This is a genomic window from Amycolatopsis sp. CA-230715 (genome assembly GCF_018736145.1).
Lineage (GTDB): Bacteria > Actinomycetota > Actinomycetes > Mycobacteriales > Pseudonocardiaceae > Amycolatopsis.
This window is the reverse complement of sequence record NZ_CP059997.1, coordinates 5,171,448-5,186,621: the sequence shown is the minus strand read 5'-3', so window position 1 is coordinate 5,186,621 and position 15,174 is coordinate 5,171,448. Positions and strand designations below refer to the sequence as shown.

The 15,174-nt window shown below is 69.8% G+C and carries 16 protein-coding genes; 8 read left to right on the top strand and 8 right to left on the bottom strand.

Going from position 1 to position 15,174, the window contains the following annotated elements; genetic code table 11:
- The first annotated feature begins 39 nt into the window (after nt 1–39).
- From HUW46_RS24975 to HUW46_RS24965, 3 genes are read left to right on the top strand one after another with little or no spacing between them, the layout of a single operon-like run.
- A complete protein-coding gene (locus HUW46_RS24975; protein WP_215541252.1) occupies nt 40–1,476 on the top strand; it encodes an alpha,alpha-trehalose-phosphate synthase (UDP-forming) in 1,437 nt (478 codons plus the stop codon).
- 30 nt (nt 1,477–1,506) lie between these two features.
- Nucleotides 1,507–4,038: a trehalose-phosphatase gene (gene otsB / locus HUW46_RS24970; protein ID WP_215541251.1), complete on the top strand. Its 2,532-nt coding sequence runs from the start codon at nt 1,507–1,509 to the stop codon at nt 4,036–4,038.
- 58 nt (nt 4,039–4,096) lie between these two features.
- On the top strand, nt 4,097–4,585 hold the full coding sequence (locus HUW46_RS24965; RefSeq protein WP_215541250.1) for a hypothetical protein: 489 nt from the start codon (nt 4,097–4,099) through the stop codon (nt 4,583–4,585).
- Between the two features lies 1 nt (nt 4,586).
- Here HUW46_RS24965 and HUW46_RS24960 read toward each other — a convergent pair whose 3' ends face one another.
- Both HUW46_RS24960 and HUW46_RS24955 read right to left on the bottom strand, forming a co-directional pair.
- A complete protein-coding gene (locus HUW46_RS24960; protein WP_215549575.1) occupies nt 4,587–5,909 on the bottom strand; it encodes an FtsX-like permease family protein in 1,323 nt (440 codons plus the stop codon).
- Nucleotides 5,909–6,697, bottom strand: a complete 789-nt coding sequence (locus HUW46_RS24955; protein ID WP_215549574.1) for an ABC transporter ATP-binding protein — start codon at nt 6,695–6,697, stop codon at nt 5,909–5,911. The genes HUW46_RS24960 and HUW46_RS24955 overlap by 1 nt, the downstream gene beginning before the upstream one ends.
- A gap of 138 nt (nt 6,698–6,835) precedes the next feature.
- Between HUW46_RS24955 and HUW46_RS24950 the strand changes: the two genes are divergently transcribed.
- Nucleotides 6,836–7,624 (top strand): TetR/AcrR family transcriptional regulator, encoded by a 789-nt coding sequence (locus HUW46_RS24950; RefSeq protein WP_215549573.1) that lies wholly within the window; start codon nt 6,836–6,838, stop codon nt 7,622–7,624.
- Here HUW46_RS24950 and HUW46_RS24945 read toward each other — a convergent pair whose 3' ends face one another.
- From HUW46_RS24945 to HUW46_RS24935, 3 genes are read right to left on the bottom strand one after another with little or no spacing between them, the layout of a single operon-like run.
- Nucleotides 7,625–8,545 carry a patatin-like phospholipase family protein gene (locus HUW46_RS24945; RefSeq protein ID WP_215549572.1) on the bottom strand — a complete coding sequence of 307 codons (921 nt, stop codon included), beginning with the start codon at nt 8,543–8,545 and terminating at the stop codon, nt 7,625–7,627.
- A 12-nt stretch (nt 8,546–8,557) separates the two neighbouring features.
- On the bottom strand, nt 8,558–8,848 hold the full coding sequence (locus HUW46_RS24940; protein ID WP_215549571.1) for a hypothetical protein: 291 nt from the start codon (nt 8,846–8,848) through the stop codon (nt 8,558–8,560).
- Nucleotides 8,815–9,060, bottom strand: a complete 246-nt coding sequence (locus HUW46_RS24935; protein WP_215549570.1) for a hypothetical protein — start codon at nt 9,058–9,060, stop codon at nt 8,815–8,817. Before HUW46_RS24935 ends, HUW46_RS24940 begins: the two co-directional genes overlap by 34 nt.
- Nucleotides 9,061–9,251: 191 nt before the next feature.
- Here HUW46_RS24935 and HUW46_RS24930 point away from each other — a divergent pair, with 191 nt between their 5' ends.
- The gene (locus tag HUW46_RS24930; protein ID WP_215549569.1) at nt 9,252–9,812 is read left to right on the top strand and encodes a TetR family transcriptional regulator; all 561 of its coding nucleotides are present in this window, start codon (nt 9,252–9,254) and stop codon (nt 9,810–9,812) included.
- 92 nt (nt 9,813–9,904) lie between these two features.
- Here HUW46_RS24930 and HUW46_RS24925 read toward each other — a convergent pair whose 3' ends face one another.
- Complete coding sequence (locus HUW46_RS24925) at nt 9,905–10,501, bottom strand: C39 family peptidase (RefSeq protein WP_254126640.1); 597 nt, start codon at nt 10,499–10,501, stop codon at nt 9,905–9,907.
- A gap of 149 nt (nt 10,502–10,650) precedes the next feature.
- Here HUW46_RS24925 and HUW46_RS24920 point away from each other — a divergent pair, with 149 nt between their 5' ends.
- Nucleotides 10,651–11,250, top strand: coding sequence for an RNA polymerase sigma factor (locus HUW46_RS24920; RefSeq protein WP_215550091.1), 600 nt, complete (start codon nt 10,651–10,653; stop codon nt 11,248–11,250).
- Nucleotides 11,243–12,322: a hypothetical protein gene (locus HUW46_RS24915; protein WP_215549567.1), complete on the top strand. Its 1,080-nt coding sequence runs from the start codon at nt 11,243–11,245 to the stop codon at nt 12,320–12,322. The genes HUW46_RS24920 and HUW46_RS24915 overlap by 8 nt, the downstream gene beginning before the upstream one ends.
- 13 nt (nt 12,323–12,335) lie before the next feature.
- Here HUW46_RS24915 and radA read toward each other — a convergent pair whose 3' ends face one another.
- The gene (gene radA / locus HUW46_RS24910; RefSeq protein WP_215549566.1) at nt 12,336–13,697 is read right to left on the bottom strand and encodes a DNA repair protein RadA; all 1,362 of its coding nucleotides are present in this window, start codon (nt 13,695–13,697) and stop codon (nt 12,336–12,338) included.
- A gap of 35 nt (nt 13,698–13,732) precedes the next feature.
- Nucleotides 13,733–14,377 carry a copper chaperone PCu(A)C gene (locus HUW46_RS24905; RefSeq protein WP_254126540.1) on the bottom strand — a complete coding sequence of 215 codons (645 nt, stop codon included), beginning with the start codon at nt 14,375–14,377 and terminating at the stop codon, nt 13,733–13,735.
- A 286-nt stretch (nt 14,378–14,663) separates the two neighbouring features.
- On the opposite strand from HUW46_RS24905, the gene HUW46_RS24900 reads away from it, so the two are divergent.
- A complete protein-coding gene (locus HUW46_RS24900) occupies nt 14,664–15,155 on the top strand; it encodes a CarD family transcriptional regulator (protein WP_020669809.1) in 492 nt (163 codons plus the stop codon).
- The last annotated feature ends 19 nt before the right edge of the window (nt 15,156–15,174 follow it).

Sequence of the window (15,174 nt, the reverse complement as noted above, 5' to 3'; positions counted from 1 at the left end):
GACGCCGAGTGCGTCCCGCCGAGCGAGGGAGCAGCTGCCTTGAGTCAGAGCATTTACACCTCCGCCGAGTTCGTCGTGGTGGCCAACCGGCTTCCGGTGGACCTCGACCGCTCCTCGGACGGAACCCAGCGCTGGACCGCGAGCCCCGGCGGGCTCGTGTCCGCGCTGGAACCGTTCCTGCGGTCACGCAAGGGCGCCTGGGTCGGCTGGCCGGGCGTGCCCGACGTCGAGGTCGAAGAGTTCGAAGACGACGGGCTCGTCCTGCACCCGGTTTCCCTGACCTCGGACGAGGTCCAGGACTACTACGAAGGCTTTTCGAACGCGTCGCTGTGGCCGCTCTACCACGACGTGGTGGAGCGCCCGGTGTTCGACCGCGGCTGGTGGGAGAGCTACGTCCGGGTCAACCGGCGGTTCGCCGAGGCGTGCGCCGAGGTCGCGGGCGACGGCGCGACGGTGTGGGTGCAGGACTACCAGCTGCAGCTGGTGCCGAGCATGCTGCGCGAGCTGCGGCCGGACCTGCGGATCGGGTTCTTCCTGCACATCCCGTTCCCGCCGGTGGAACTGTTCATGCAGCTGCCGTGGCGGACCGAGATCGTGCGCGGTCTGATCGGCGCGGATCTCGTCGGCTTCCACCGCCCCGGCGGCGCGCAGAACTTCCTGTGGCTGGCCAGAACGCTGGTGGGGCTCGAACCGAGCCGCGGCGCGGTCGGCGTCCGGTCGAGGCCGGGCATGATGCAGGTCGGCGACCGGACCGTGCGCGTCGGCGCGTTCCCGATCTCGATCGACGCGGCTGGCCTCGATTCGCTGTCCAAGACGAAGGAGGTCGTCGAGCGCGCCGCGCAGGTGCGCGAGGACCTCGGCAACCCGAAGACGGTGCTGCTCGGCGTCGACCGGCTCGACTACACCAAGGGGATCGACCTCCGGCTGCAGGCGTTCCACGAGCTGTTGCAGGAAGGCAGGGTCAAACCGGAGGACGTCACGTTCGTACAGCTCGCCACGCCGAGCCGCGAACGCGTCGAGCACTACCAGCGCATGCGCGGCGAGATCGAGCAGATGGTCGGCCGCATCAACGGCGAGTTCGCGCGCGTCGGCCATCCCGTCGTGCACTACCTGCACCAGTCGGTGAACCGCGCGGAGCTGGCCGCCTTCTACTCGGCGGCGGACGTCATGGTCGTGACCCCGTTGCGTGACGGCATGAACCTGGTGTGCAAGGAGTACGTGGCCTGCCGCCATGATCTCGGCGGGGCACTCCTGCTGAGCGAGTTCGCGGGTGCGGCGGCGGAGCTGAGCAGCGCCTTTCTGGTGAACCCCCATGATCTCGACGGGGTGAAGAACGCGTTGCAGGCAGCCATTACGCTCGACCCAGCCGAGGGGCGTCGTAGGATGCGCGCCCTGCGGCGTCAGGTCCTCACGCATGACGTCGACCGGTGGGCGCGCTCGTTCCTGGAAGCACTCGGGGCCGAGACGGCCACCTAAGTCCCCACCCCAAGCTCCCGAGGAGGAGTGTTGACCGCCGAGGCACTGCCCGCCGAGCTGCGCCGCGCGATCGTCCAGATCGCCCGCACGCCCCGCCTGCTGGTCGCCTGCGACTACGACGGCACGCTGGCTCCGATCACGTCCAATCCGGACGAAGCACGGCCACTGCCCGAATCCGTCGGTGCGTTGCGCGCGCTTGCCGGGTTGCACGAGACGACGACCGCCGTGATCTCGGGGCGCGCGCTGCGCGACCTCGCGACGCTGTCCCGCCTGCCGTCCGAAGTGCACCTGGTCGGCAGCCACGGATCCGAGTTCGACATCGGTTTCGTGCACGCGCTGGACGCGAAAGCCCGTGAGCTGCACAGAAAGCTGGAGAGCGAGCTGGAGCAGCTCGTGCTCGACGTGCCAGGCGTCTCGCTCGAGGTGAAGCCGGCCAGCATCGCCGTGCACGTGCGGAGAGCCGAGCACGACGCGGGCCGCCGCGTGCTCGCGTCCGTCCACAGCGGACCGTCCACATGGGAGGGCGTGTCCACAACGGACGGCAAGGAGGTGGTCGAGCTCGCGGTGGTCCAGACCGACAAGGGCCGCGCGCTCGACACCCTGCGGCACCAGGCGGGCGCGACCGCGACGATCTTCCTCGGCGACGACGTCACCGACGAGAAGGCCTTCGCCAGGCTGTCCGGACCTGACATGGGCGTGAAGGTCGGCGACGGCGAAACGCTCGCGACCTTCCGCGTGCCGGACACCATCGACGTCGCGACGGTGCTCGCGTTCATCCTCGAAGAGCGGCGCGCGTGGCTCTACGGCGAGCAGGCGCCGCCCATCGAACGCATCTCGCTGCTCGCGAACGAGCGGTCGGTCGCGCTGGTCACGCCGGACGCGAAGCTGACCTGGCTGTGCCACCCGGGGCCCGACGCGCCCGCGGTGTTCGCGGACCTGCTCGGCGGGCCCGGCGCCGGGCACTTCTCGATCAAACCGCACCGCAACGGGCTCCCCCTCGGCCAGCGGTACCTGCCGAACACGATGACGGTGGAGACGCGCTGGTCGCGCCTGCTCGTCACGGACTACCTCGAACCGGAAAGCCCGTCGCACCGCACCGATCTGGTCCGGGTGGTCTCCGGGCAGGCCGCCGCCGAGGTCGTTTTCGCGCCCCGCCCCGAGTTCGGCGGTGTGCCGGTGCGGCTCGTGCAGGAGGACGACGGGCTGCGGGTGCTCGGCACCTCGGAGCCGTTCGTGCTGCGCGCACCGGGCGTCGCGTGGGAGATCACCTCCGACGGTATGCACGACACCGCGACCGCGCTCGTGCAGCCCGAGCCCGAACAGCCGGTAGTGCTCGAACTCCGGTGCGGCACAACGGATCTCGGCACACATGAACTGTCCGAAGTGGACCGCAGGGCGCGCGCGGGTGCGTACTGGAGCACCTGGGCGGCCACCCTGAAGATGCCGTCAGTCGAGCCGGACCTGGTCGGCCGTTCCGCGCTGACCCTGCGCGGGCTGGTCAACTTCGACACCGGTGGCGTGCTCGCCGCGGCCACCACGTCGTTGCCGGAGGAGATCGGCGGCGTCCGCAACTGGGACTACCGCTACTGCTGGATCCGCGACGCCGCGATGACCGTGCGGGAACTGGTCCACCTCGGTTCGCTCGAAGAGGCCGAGGGCTACCTGAGCTGGCTGCACAAGGTGCTCGCGTCGCTCGCGGGCCCGGAGCGGCTGCACCCGCTGTACACGCTCGCGGGCACCCAGATCGGCGCCGAGGCGGTCATCGAGTCGCTGCCAGGGTACGCGGGCTCGCGGCCGGTGCGGGTCGGCAACCTGGCGAACCACCAGGTGCAGCTCGACGTGTTCGGCCCGGTCGTGGAACTGGTGGTGACGCTGGCGGGTGCGCGCGGCGAACTGCGCGACCAGGACTGGCAGATGGTGCGCGCGATGGCAGAGGCCGTGACGCGGCGCTGGTTCGAGCCGGACCACGGCATCTGGGAGGAGCGGCACGTGCCGCGCCACCGGGTGTACTCGCGCGTGATGTGCTGGGTGACCATCGACAGGGCGATCAAGCTCGGCGAGGTCTACGACCGGGACATCCCGGCGGGCTGGCACGAACTGCGCGAGGCGATCAAGGCCGACGTGCTCGAACACGGCTGGAACGAAGAGGTTTCCGCGTTCACCACCGCCTACGACGGCACCGATCTGGACGCGGCGTCGCTGTTCGTCGGGCTCACCGGGCTGATCGACCCGAGCGACGAACGCTTCCAGAACACGGTCACCGCGATCGAGGCGGAGCTGCGCAGCGGGTCCACTGTGTACCGTTACCGCCGCGACGACGGGCTGCCCGGCGGCGAAGGCGGCTTCCACATCTGCGCCGCGTGGCTGGTCGAGGCCTACCTGCTGACCGGCCGCCGCACCGAGGCGGAGGAACTGTTCGAACAGCTCGTGGACGCTTCGGGGCCGACGGGCCTGCTGCCGGAGCAGTACGACCCGGTCGCCGAGCGCTCGCTGGGCAACCACCCGCAGGCCTATTCACACATCGGTCTCATCCGCTGCGCGAACCTGCTGGCACAGCAGTGATCGAGGGGCGCCGGTGCGGTTTTTCCGCACCGGCGCTCGTTTTCCGGGGGAGGCCACAATGGACCCGAGGTACCGCGAACTGCCACCCGCCTTCGCGCACCGCTTCCGGTCCAGCGTGGTGCTGATCGGCGTGACGCTGTGCGTGGGAACGCTGCTGCTCTACGGCCTGTTCCGGTTCATCGGTGGCGTGCTGGAAAAGAACGTCCCCGCGGCGATCCACGTCACCGACGCACTCGCTCCACTGTGGACGATCGCGCTCGGCGTCACGCTGATCAGCGCCCGGCGGTGCGTGCGCGCCACCTACCTGGACATCGCGAAAGCACGCACGACCAGGAACGCGTTGCTGGTCTGCGTTTCCGCGACCATGGGTTTCGCCCTGCTGGCTGTGATCGTGCGCGCGCTGTTCCACGCGGGTACGCCGGTCGCGCTGTTCAACCAGCTCGCGTTCCTGGCACTGGCCTGGATCGGGTTCGCCGCCGGGCACTTCTTCGTCCGGCCTTCCTTGCGCACCCTCCAGAAGTTCAGCGGCCCCACCTACCTCTGGTAGCTCACGCGGCCAGCGCGACGACCGGCCGCACCGCGGTCGCTCGTGCGGTCGGCGGCAGCGTCGCGGCCAGCGCCACCAGTGCCGTTCCGCCGACGATCGCGAGGTACATCCACAGTGGACCCCGCGGCAGCACCGAACCGATCTTGACCAGGCTGTACGGGATCGTGGTCGCGGCGGCGGACACCGTGCCGAGCACCACGGAGACCCCGGCGGCGACCGCGCTTTCCACCGCGACCATCCGCAGCACCTGCGGCCGCGTCGACGCGGTGAGCCGCAGCAGGCCGAACTCGCGGCGCCGGTGTCTGGTCGCGGCGATCAGCGTGTTGGCCACCGCGATCGCGCAGAACGCGATGATCATCGCGACCACGAGGTAGTTGGCCGCCGCGAACTCGGCGCCGGAGCTTTCACGACCGCTGGCGATCGCGGCATCCTCGGTGCCCTGCATGTAGAGCGTGCCCGTCGAGATCCCCACGAGCAGCGTCATCGGGCCCACGACACCGGTCGCCCGCGCCGCACGCGCGCCGAGGTTGCGCAGCGCGAGCCTGCCGACCCCGGCTGGCACCCGCTCCGCCAGCCCCGTCGCCAACGCCAGCACCGCGGGGCTCAGCAGCGCGAGTCCGATCGCGACCCCGATGCACGCCGGTCCCGCCGCCGCGGCGAGCATCGGGCCGTCCGGCATGGCGAGCGTGCCGAGCCCCGAGCCGATCCCGATGACCAGGAACGCGAGCCCTGCCAGCACTTTTCCCTTAGTGACCACTGTGGACGGTGCACCGGACGCCTCGGCGAGCGCGAGCATCGGCGGCACCGTCGAAGCGCGCCTTCCCGCGAGGAAACCGGCTCCCGCCGCGGCCAGCAGGGCCACCGCGCCACCCGCGACCGGGGTCACCCAGGTGACCGCCAGCGCGAGCGGGCCGCGCACCACCCCCGCGTCGATCACCTTGGCGAGCAGGAACGACCCGAGTGCCAACCCGGGGGCCACACCGACGACGACCGAGGGCGTCGCGACGGCCAGCGTCTCGGCCATGATCGACCGCCGCAGCTGCGCGGGCGCGGCGCCGATCGACCGCAGCAGCGCGAGTTCGCGTTCCCGTTGCTGGATCACCAATGCGGCGGTGGACACCACGCCGAACGCCACGATCACCACGGTCCAGCCGCCGAGGATCCAGGCGAGGATTGCCAGCGATTTCGCGCCTGGCACCGAAATCCCGGTCTCGGCGAGCGCCGCGAAGGCGGTGAGCAGCGCGGTGCCCGCGACCATCACCACCGCCGAGGCCACATAGGACACCAGCCGCGCCCGCACCGTGCGCAGGGCGAGACGCCACATCACCGCACACCACCGACCGGCGCGCCGAGCCTCGCCATGCGCGCCGCGACCGCGTCCGCGGTGGGCCGCGTCAAGGTGTCCACCACTCGCCCGTCGGCGAAGAACACCACGGCGTCGGCGATCGACGCGGCCACCGGATCGTGCGTGACCATCACGATCGTGCGGCCCGCCGCGTCGACGGCATCCCGCAGCAGGCCGAGCACTTCGGCCGCGGCGCGGCTGTCGAGCGCGCCGGTCGGCTCGTCGGCGAAGATCACCGCCGGCTCGGCGAGCAGCGCGCGGGCGATCGCGACGCGCTGTTGCTGGCCTCCGGAAAGCGAAGCGGGCCGCACGTCGGTGTGTGCGCCGAGGCCGAGTCGCGCGAGCACGCCCTCCACCGCGCTTTCCGCTACGCGCCGACCCGCCAGTTCCGCGGGCAGCGTGACGTTCTGCCGCACGGTCAGCGTCGGCACCAGGTTGTAGGACTGGAAGACGAAGCCGAGGCGGTCGCGGCGCAGCCGGGTGAGCGCTGCTTCGTCCACTGTGGTCAGTTCGGTGCCGTCGATCGACACGGAGCCGGAGGTCGGCCGGTCGAGCCCGGCCGCGCAGTGCAGCAGCGTGCTCTTGCCGGAGCCGGACGGACCCATCACGGCGGTCACGGACCGGTGGCGGAAGGCGAACGTGACGCCGTCCAGCACGGTGACCGCGTTGTCCCCGGCCCCGTAAACCTTCACGAGGTCGCGCACCACGACGCCGCGCTGGGCGGCGGTCCCCCTCGGCGACTGCTCTAAGTACGATGTACGAGTCATAAATACACCGTACTCGATAACATCAGAGTAGAGCAATTACGGTTTGCATCAGTGAGTTTTGTCCGACTATCGACACGTTCAAAGTGTCCGGTATTCTTTTGTCACGATTTTCGAATTCGTGACGAAAAGGAGTGCGAAGTGACGAGCTGCGCCGTCTGCGGACGCGAGCTTCCCCCGGCGGGCCGGGGGCGGCCGCAGCGCTACTGCTCGCGCGCCTGCCGCGCGCGGGCGTATCGCGAACGCGTCGCCGAGAAGCAGCGCGAACCCGGCACAGAGGAGGCGGGGCAGGCACTGACCGTGGACCGGATCGTGGCCGCTGCGATCGCACTCGCCGATCGTGACGGCGGCGCCGGGCTGTCGATGCGGCGGACGGCGGCCGAGCTCGGCGTCGGCGCGATGTCGCTCTACCGGTACGTGCCGGGCAAGGAGGAGCTCGGCGAGCTGATGATCGACGAGGTGTTCGGCCGCAGACCGCTGCCGGAGCCCGGCCCCGGCGGCTGGCGCGCGAAGCTCGAACTCTCCACGCGCCAGGAGTGGGCGCTCTACACCGAGCACCCGTGGCTGCCGCAGATGTTCGCGCTCACCACAAGGCCGCCGATCGCGCCGAAGATGATGGCCTACACCGACTGGCGCATCCGCGCGGTCGAGGGCATCGGGCTCGACTTCGCCACCATGGTCAGGATCGCCATCATGCTCTCCACCCACACGCAGAGCGCCGCACTGCAATTAGCCCGCGAAACGCGCGAAGCCGCGCCCCGCGAGCAGTGGATGAGCGCGCAGGGCGAGAAGATCAAACCCGCGCTGGCCGCGCTGCCCATGATCGCCCGCTTCGGGCGCGACGAGTTCGAGGCGTCCGGGCCGGAGAGCATCTTCGAGTTCGGGCTCCAGCGCCTGCTCGACGGTGTCGAACGGCTCGTACCCCGCTGATCAGGCCGCCAGCGCCGTCCGCGCCGCGTCCCTGCCGAGCATGACCGCCCGCTTCAGCAGATCGGGCTCGCGTTCGAGCAGGCCGACATCCGGCGAATCCAGCGGCGGCCGGATCGTCAGCACGGTACCTTCCCAGCTCGCGAGAAAGTCCTCGTCGGAGATCTCCAGCTCGTACTGCGCGCGCCACGCGTCGATCGCGCCCGGCGCGTGGCGCTGCAGGAACCGCGGCACCACCACGTCGTACAGGCGCGGCGGGCGGATCGGGAGCTCGTCCGCGCGGCGCGTGCGCAACATCAGCACGCGGGTGGCGCCCTGCTTCAGCGCCGTCCGGTAGGGCAGCGGCTCGGCGATACCCGCGTCGACGAACCGCCTGCCGCCCAGCTCGATCGGGCGCCCGGCGAGGATCGGGATGGACGCCGTCGCCCGCAAGGACCGCTTCAGGGTGTCCTCGTCTTCGAGGAACTCGTGCAGATCGGTCGATTCGCCGGTGTCCGCGTCCGTCCCGAGTGGATGGAAGGCGACCGGATTGTCCAGTATGGCGGGGAAATCCATCGGCTGGAGCCTGCTGTAGACGCTGTGCACGAGGTAGTCGGTGTCGACCACCGGCCGCCCGTGCAGCGGCCCCCACGGGTTCAGCACCCGGCGCATCACCGCCGGATCCCACCACGTGCTGATGCCGCGGCCCGCGCGCCCGCACAGCAGCCACGCCCCGTTCAGCGCGCCCATCGACGAGCCGTAGACGTCGTCGAAGCAGCCGAGCAGGCCCAGTTCCTCGATCGCGAGCGTCATCCCGCTGGAATAGGTGCCGCGGCTGCTGCCGCCCTCGATCGCCAGCGCGAGCCGCTCGCCGTCCGTGCGCGCGCCCGGCCTGCTGCCGGTGGCCACCCGATCGGCGATCAGTTCGACCACGGGATGGTTCACCGGCCGCCCCCTTCACCCGGCGTCGGCAGGCACCACCGAGCGCACGAACTCCTGGAACTCCCCGACGAAATCTTCGAACCCCTCCACCGTGCTCGTCAACACGAGTTCCACCACAGCGCGTTTAGCGGGCAGATCGTCGTCCCGCATCTCCAGGTACACCTGGCACTGGATGAGCTCGCGGTGGGCGCCGTCCAGCTCGGCGGCCACCCGCAGAGTCTGCGTGTAGCTCGGCGCCTCCTCGGTACCGGCGGCCGCCCTGGTCAGGACGTTCACCTCGCCGACGGATCCGCCGAGCCTGGCCACGGACTCGTCCGCGATCTCCTCCAGGGTGGCGCCGTCGGCGCGGACCGCGTCGTCGTGCCCGGTTCGGCCACCGACTCGATCAGGGCGGGCCAGAACGCCGCGGCACCGGGGTTGTCCTCGTCGAGCGCCAGCGTCCAGGCTCCCGGGTGCCTGCCGAACAGCAGGCGCGCGGCCACGGTGGCGACGCCGCGCCTGCGGTATTTCCTCACCACGAAGAACTCGCCCAGATTCCGCGAACCGTCGTGGTCAAGACGTCCTGGCGCACCAGTGCGAAACCGGCCAGCCTGCCTTCGACGGTGATGAACCACGGCTCGCGGCCAGACTCCAGGACTCGGAGAAGTCGTACTGGTACAGCTGCAGCGGGGACAGCTCAACCAACTAGTTAGTCGTCTACCATGGCGGCATGGCCCGAGACGCGCAGGCAACCCGCCGGAAACTGCTCGAGGCGGCGACGGCGGAGTTCTCCGCGTACGGCATCGCCGGCGCCAGGGTCGACCGGATCGCGGCCGGCGCCGGCTGCAACAAGGCGATGATCTACTCGTACTTCGGCAACAAGGACCAGCTCTTCGACGCCGTTTTCGACGCGATCGTGACCGGCACCGTCACTGAGGTCCCGATCGACGCCGCCGACCTGCCCCGCTACGCGGGCAAGCTCTTCGACCGCTACCACGCGCATCCGGAAGCGCTGCGCCTCGCGACCTGGTACGCGCTCGAACGCGGCGGCCGCGAAGAGCCGCCCGCGATGCTGGCCAAGTCGACCGCGCACAAGGTCGCGGCGATCCGCGAAGCACAGAACGACGGCACCCTGCCCACCCGCTTCGACGCCGAGGACCTGCTGACCCTGGTGATCCACTTGTCGACGACCGGCAGCTTCGAGCTGTCGGCCCCGAAGCGGGACGACGCACTGCTGGCACGCAGGCGCGCGTCGATCGTGGCGGCCGTGGCGTGCCTGATCGCCGGCTGACCGCGCCTGCCTGCAGTTAGCGGGCTAAACGCGCCCGGCCCAAGGAAGAACGAGGGGGTGGGCGCTGAGCGCGTTTAGCCCGCTAAACGCGCTCAGGCGGCGTAGCCCTTCGGGGGGATGAGGGAGGCGAGCTGGTCGAAGCCGAGCCAGTAGATCTGGTTTCCGCCGAAGTTCGCCGGGTCGGCGATCTGGACGGTGCGGGCGTCGGTGTCGTAGCCGATCACCGTGAAGTAGTGGTAGATCGTCTCGTTCGGGTAGCCCGGCGGGTGGTTGTTCGGCGGCGCCACGATGTTCGCGACGAGCGCGTACCCGTTGTCGATGTCCTTCACGATGTCGTTCCAGAGCAGGTCCTTCTGCTCGGGGCTCGGCGGGTCGTTCGGCATCTCCTTCGTCTCGTACCAGGACGTCCCGAGGTCGTTGTTGAGCACGGTCACCACCTGGCTGATGTGGTCGGTGCCGTTCTCGGTGGTGCCGAGCTGGGCCGCGAGATCGTCCTGACTCGGCAGGTTCTGGGTGCGCGCGGACAACGCGATCCTGGTCGCGGCCGGGCCGCAGTAGTACCCGGTGACCTGCACCTGGTAGTCGACGTTCAGCGTCTTCACCGCGGCAGGAGCGGCGGTCGCCGCGGCTGGCAGCACCAACGTCCCCGCGGCCAGTACCGCAGCGGTCACCAACGCGAGCTTCCGAATCATGAACCCCTCCAGTGTTAATTACTTACCGACTTTCTAGTCATTTCGGAATTTCTGCACTATCCGCCGAACGGTCTAACCTGGTGCGAATCCGTACCAGCGACGCCAAACGCGTGAACGCCGCGGCGCGCATCGGGAAAGACCCCCACATGCAGCCGATGACCGACGCGTCCGATCCGGCGGTGCCGGTCATGGGGCTGGACCGGCCCGATCTGACCTCGGGAGACCCCGCGCCGGTCTTCGGCCTGCTCTTCGACCGGCACGCCGCGCCGTTGCACCGCTACCTCGCCCGGCGAGTCGGCACCGAGACCGCGCACGACCTGGTCGGCGAGACGTTCCTGACCGCGCTGCGCCAGCGCACGGCCTACTGCCCCGACGCCGGGACGTTCCGCGCGTGGCTCTACGGGATCGCCACCAACCTCCTCCGCCATCACGTCCGGACGGAAGTTCGCGGGCTGAACGCGACCGCACGGCTCGCGGGACGGGATGAGCGCGTGGCACGCGGGCCGGATTCGCACGTGCCCGACGCGGTCGACGCGCAGCGGAAGGCGGCCTTGCTCGCCGGCGCGCTCGCGGATCTCAGCGAAGCCGACCGCGACACCCTGCTCCTGGTTTCGTGGGCGGGGCTCGAACCCGCGGAAGCCGCCGAAGCACTCGGCATTCCCCAAGGGACGGTCAGATCGCGCCTGCACCGGGTACGACGGCAACTCCGCGCCAGGGCACCGAAGGGAGGTGACCTCGATGACTGACGACGCCCCGCGCCGACTCTGGTCCGAGTCCGATTTGGACGAAGCGCTTTCCGCACTGCACAACGAAATCGACCGCGACGAGAGCCGGTTCAACGACACCAGGACGACGCTCCTGCGTACCGTCGAACCCTCGGGAGCGCACCTGCTTCCCGTGGCAGCGCTCAGCAAGCGTGGCACGCGCCGCTGGTGGCCGGTGGCAGCCGCGGTCACCGCGCTGGCACTGGTGACCGGGACGACCGTGATCGCCGTGCGAGGTGAAGAAAGCACCCCCGTGGCGAGCAGGCAATCCGCGCTCGACGGCATCCACGCGACCGATCCGGTGCTGGCCGGGGGGCAGTACCTCTACGTCGCGGACCGCCACTGGAAGCGGATCAACGCCAAGGGCACGCCCATCGCCTACCGCTCCGAGTGCCTGTCCGAAATCTGGTCGCCGGGCTTCGGCGCCTCCGACTTCGGTCAGACACAGACGATGACCGGTCGCCTCCAGTGGATTTCCGGTACCGCCCAGGCTGCCGGGAACTACGGCCTCACCCCGCCACCCGCCGGACCCGCGGCCGACGCCTTCTACTACTGCGCACCTTCGCTGCGGCGCGACTCGGACAACGTGTACCCGTGGCGGTGGCTGTCACCGCGCCGCGCGATCCTGGACTCGTTGCCGCACACCGCCCAAGGCCTCCTCGATACCCTGCGGCATTCACTACCGATCAGCGAGGCCGAGTCCGGTGTGTTCTCGCTGGCAGGCGAGATGCTGGGAACCGGCTTGTACCCGGCCTCCATCCGAACGCGGATATACCAGGCTCTCGCACTTCTGCCACAGGTCACGATCAACACGGACGCCGCTCTTCCGGACGGCCGCACCGGCACCGAGTTCAGCCTAGCCACGTCGACCGAACTGTTCGCCCTGATCGTCGACCCCCGAACCGGGCACCTGATCGGCACCAAGAAGACTGCTCTCAAGGATGTTCCCGACGACAACAACATCTCGGGCGACCTGAAATCGGGAACGGTCATCGACGAATCCGTGCTGACCTACGGCGTGAGCGCGAAGCACGGGGAGAAACCCGCGAAGTAGCGGGATCTGGCCGTCACGCCTTCCTTGCCGCGGCGAGCGCGAGTCCGACGTTGCTCACCTCGAGCACCCGGATCCCGTCCGGCAGCTTCCCGGAGTCCGGCGGCACCAGCGCGTGCGTGAACCCGAGGCGGGCGGCTTCGGCGATCCGCCTGCCGGTGCCGGACACCCGCCGGATCTCACCCGCCAGCCCGACTTCGCCGACGGTCACGAGCTTCGACGACAGCGCGACGTCCTCCGCCGAGGACGCGACCGCGAGCACCAGCGCGAGATCGATCGCCGGCTCGGTGATCTTCATCCCGCCCACCGTGGCCGCGTAGACGTCCATCTCGCTCAGCTTCACCTCGGCGCGCTTCTCCAGCACCGCCAGCACCATGTTGACGCGCGCGGAATCCAGCCCGCTCACCGCGCGCCGCGGCTGCGGCATGTGCGATTTCGACACCAGCGCCTGCACCTCGCCGAGCAGCGGGCGTTTCCCTTCCACCGCAACGGTTATCGCCGTGCCCGGCACCGGATCGGCGCCGGTGTTCATGAACAGGCCGGACGGGTCGGGCACCCCGACGATGCCGTCCTCGACGAGTTCGAAGCAGCCGATCTCGTCCGCCGCGCCGAACCGGTTCTTCACCCCGCGCAGCATCCGGAGCGTGGAATGCCGATCACCCTCGAACTGCAGCACGACGTCCACGAGGTGTTCGAGCACGCGCGGCCCCGCCACCGAACCGTCCTTCGTGACGTGCCCGACGAGCACGATCGGCAGGCCGCGCTCCTTCGCGAGCGCGACCAGGCCCGCCGTGACCGCGCGGACCTGGGTGACCCCGCCGGGCGCGCCGTCCACCTGCGGCGAGGACATGGTCTGCACCGAGTCGACGATCAGCACGCCCGGTTTCACCGCGTCGACGTGGCCGAGCACCGCGGAAAGATCGCTCTCCGCGGCGAGGTACATCCCGCGGTTGAGGTTCCCGGTGCGCTCCGCGCGCAGCCGGACCTGACCAGCGGACTCCTCGCCGGTGACGTACAACGACGGGCCCGCGGTGCCGCCGACCGCCCACTGGTAGGCGACCTCCAGCAGAAGCGTCGACTTGCCGACCCCCGGTTCGCCCGCGAGCAGCACCACCGCGCCGGGGACCAGCCCGCCGCCGAGCACCCTATCCAACTCGGAGACGCCGGTGTGCCGCGCCCGCGCGGCTTCGACGTCGACCTCCGCGATGGGGCGCGCGGGAGCGCTCGGCGCGCCCGCGGCGACCCTGGCTATCGGCGGGCGAGCGTCACCGCGCTCCTCGATGGTGCCCCACGCCTGGCATTCCGGGCAGCGGCCAACCCACTTGGCGGGTTCGTACCCGCACTCGCCACAGCGGAAGCCGATGCCCTTCTTGACCACGATGCCAGGCTAGCGGCGGGCACCGACAATCCCGGTCATTCGTGCGCGGGCTGGTCGTGTTTCGCCTCGGGGCGGCAGTTGTGCTCCTGCTTCGGCGCCGCCATCGGCACGTCGACGGTCACCGCTCCCGCGTCGCGGAAGGTGAACGTGACCTTGACGGTCTGGCCGGGCCAGATCGCGGTCTTGAGCCCTTCGAGGGTCACCGTGCCCTCGCCGACCTTGGTCGGGGTCGGCTCGGCCGACGGCTGGGACGACGACGGCGCACCGGAAGACGGCGCCGAGGATGAAGCGGGCTTCTCGGCCTGTTCGTCACCCGCCGCCTGCGCGGGCCCGAGCACGAGCGTGTGCGACGCGACGATCGTCTTCGACCCGCCGATGACGCCACCGGCGGAGAGGTTCGAGGTCACCGACTCGAGGACGTCGTCCTTCGGCCCCTGGTTGATCACGCGCAGGCTCAGCGGCGCGGAGCTGCCCTGGGGGTAGGCCTGCTCGCACTGGTCGCGGTTGACCACCGCGGCATCCCGGATGGACAGCCCGCCGACCTGTGCGTAGGCGCCGTTCACCGCGGCCTGCTGGGTGTCGGTCTGGGTGATCTGCCCGGCGCCGCATCCCGCGATCGCCATGACGGCACCGAAACCGAGCACGGTGGCCCCGAGCATGCGACGTTTCTGCAGCCTCACGGTCTTCCGTCCCTCCTAGGGCGTGCCTTGTCCACGCGAAGGGTAGCCCGGCCCCGCCGGCACCGGAGAACCTGGTCCGGCAGCGGGCACCCAACCGTCCACTGTGGAATCGCCGGAGCGCGGCCCGATGGCTCGCGCCTCACCTGCATGAGCATGGGAAATGCACGTTTGTCAACCCCCGCCCGTGCCACCATCAGGCCGCTGACCTGCGAGGACGGATGCGGGGCGCTAGGTGCCCCTCGGCACGCCGTGATAGGATGGACGCAGCGAAAGGGGCAGAGGACACATGGTTTTCAAGGTCGGAGAGACCGTCGTCTACCCGCACCACGGTGCCGCACTCATTGAAGCGATCGAGACCCGTGTGATCAAGGGCGAGGAGAAGAAGTACCTCGTCCTCAAGGTCGCGCAAGGGGATCTCACGGTTCGCGTGCCAGCAGACAACGCCGAGATCGTCGGCGTGCGCGATGTCGTTGGCCAGGATGGTTTGAACCGCGTTTTCGACGTGCTGCGCGCTCCCCACACCGAAGAGCCCACGAACTGGTCTCGTCGGTACAAGGCCAACCTCGAGAAGCTCGCCTCCGGCGATGTGAACAAGGTGGCCGAAGTGGTGCGAGACCTCTGGCGGCGAGAGAAGGATCGCGGCCTTTCGGCCGGCGAGAAGCGCATGCTGGCCAAGGCGCGGCAGATTCTGGTGAGCGAACTGGCGCTCGCCGAGGGCACCGACGAAGGCAAAGCGGAAGTGTTGCTCGACGAAGTGCTGGAAACCGCAGCGGTCTGACCGAAAATCACCCCGAGGA

What these genes read in the sequence shown, in the direction of transcription:
- HUW46_RS24965 (WP_215541250.1), top strand. Translation starts at nt 4,097, where the DNA reads ATGGACCCGAGGTACCGCGAACTGCCACCCGCCTTCGCGCACCGCTTC.
- HUW46_RS24960 (WP_215549575.1), bottom strand. Translation starts at nt 5,909, where the DNA reads ATGTGGCGTCTCGCCCTGCGCACGGTGCGGGCGCGGCTGGTGTCCTAT.
- HUW46_RS24955 (WP_215549574.1), bottom strand. Translation starts at nt 6,697, where the DNA reads ATGACTCGTACATCGTACTTAGAGCAGTCGCCGAGGGGGACCGCCGCC.
- HUW46_RS24930 (WP_215549569.1), top strand. Translation starts at nt 9,252, where the DNA reads ATGGCCCGAGACGCGCAGGCAACCCGCCGGAAACTGCTCGAGGCGGCG.
- HUW46_RS24920 (WP_215550091.1), top strand. Translation starts at nt 10,651, where the DNA reads ATGCAGCCGATGACCGACGCGTCCGATCCGGCGGTGCCGGTCATGGGG.
- HUW46_RS24915 (WP_215549567.1), top strand. Translation starts at nt 11,243, where the DNA reads ATGACTGACGACGCCCCGCGCCGACTCTGGTCCGAGTCCGATTTGGAC.
- HUW46_RS24900 (WP_020669809.1), top strand. Translation starts at nt 14,664, where the DNA reads ATGGTTTTCAAGGTCGGAGAGACCGTCGTCTACCCGCACCACGGTGCC.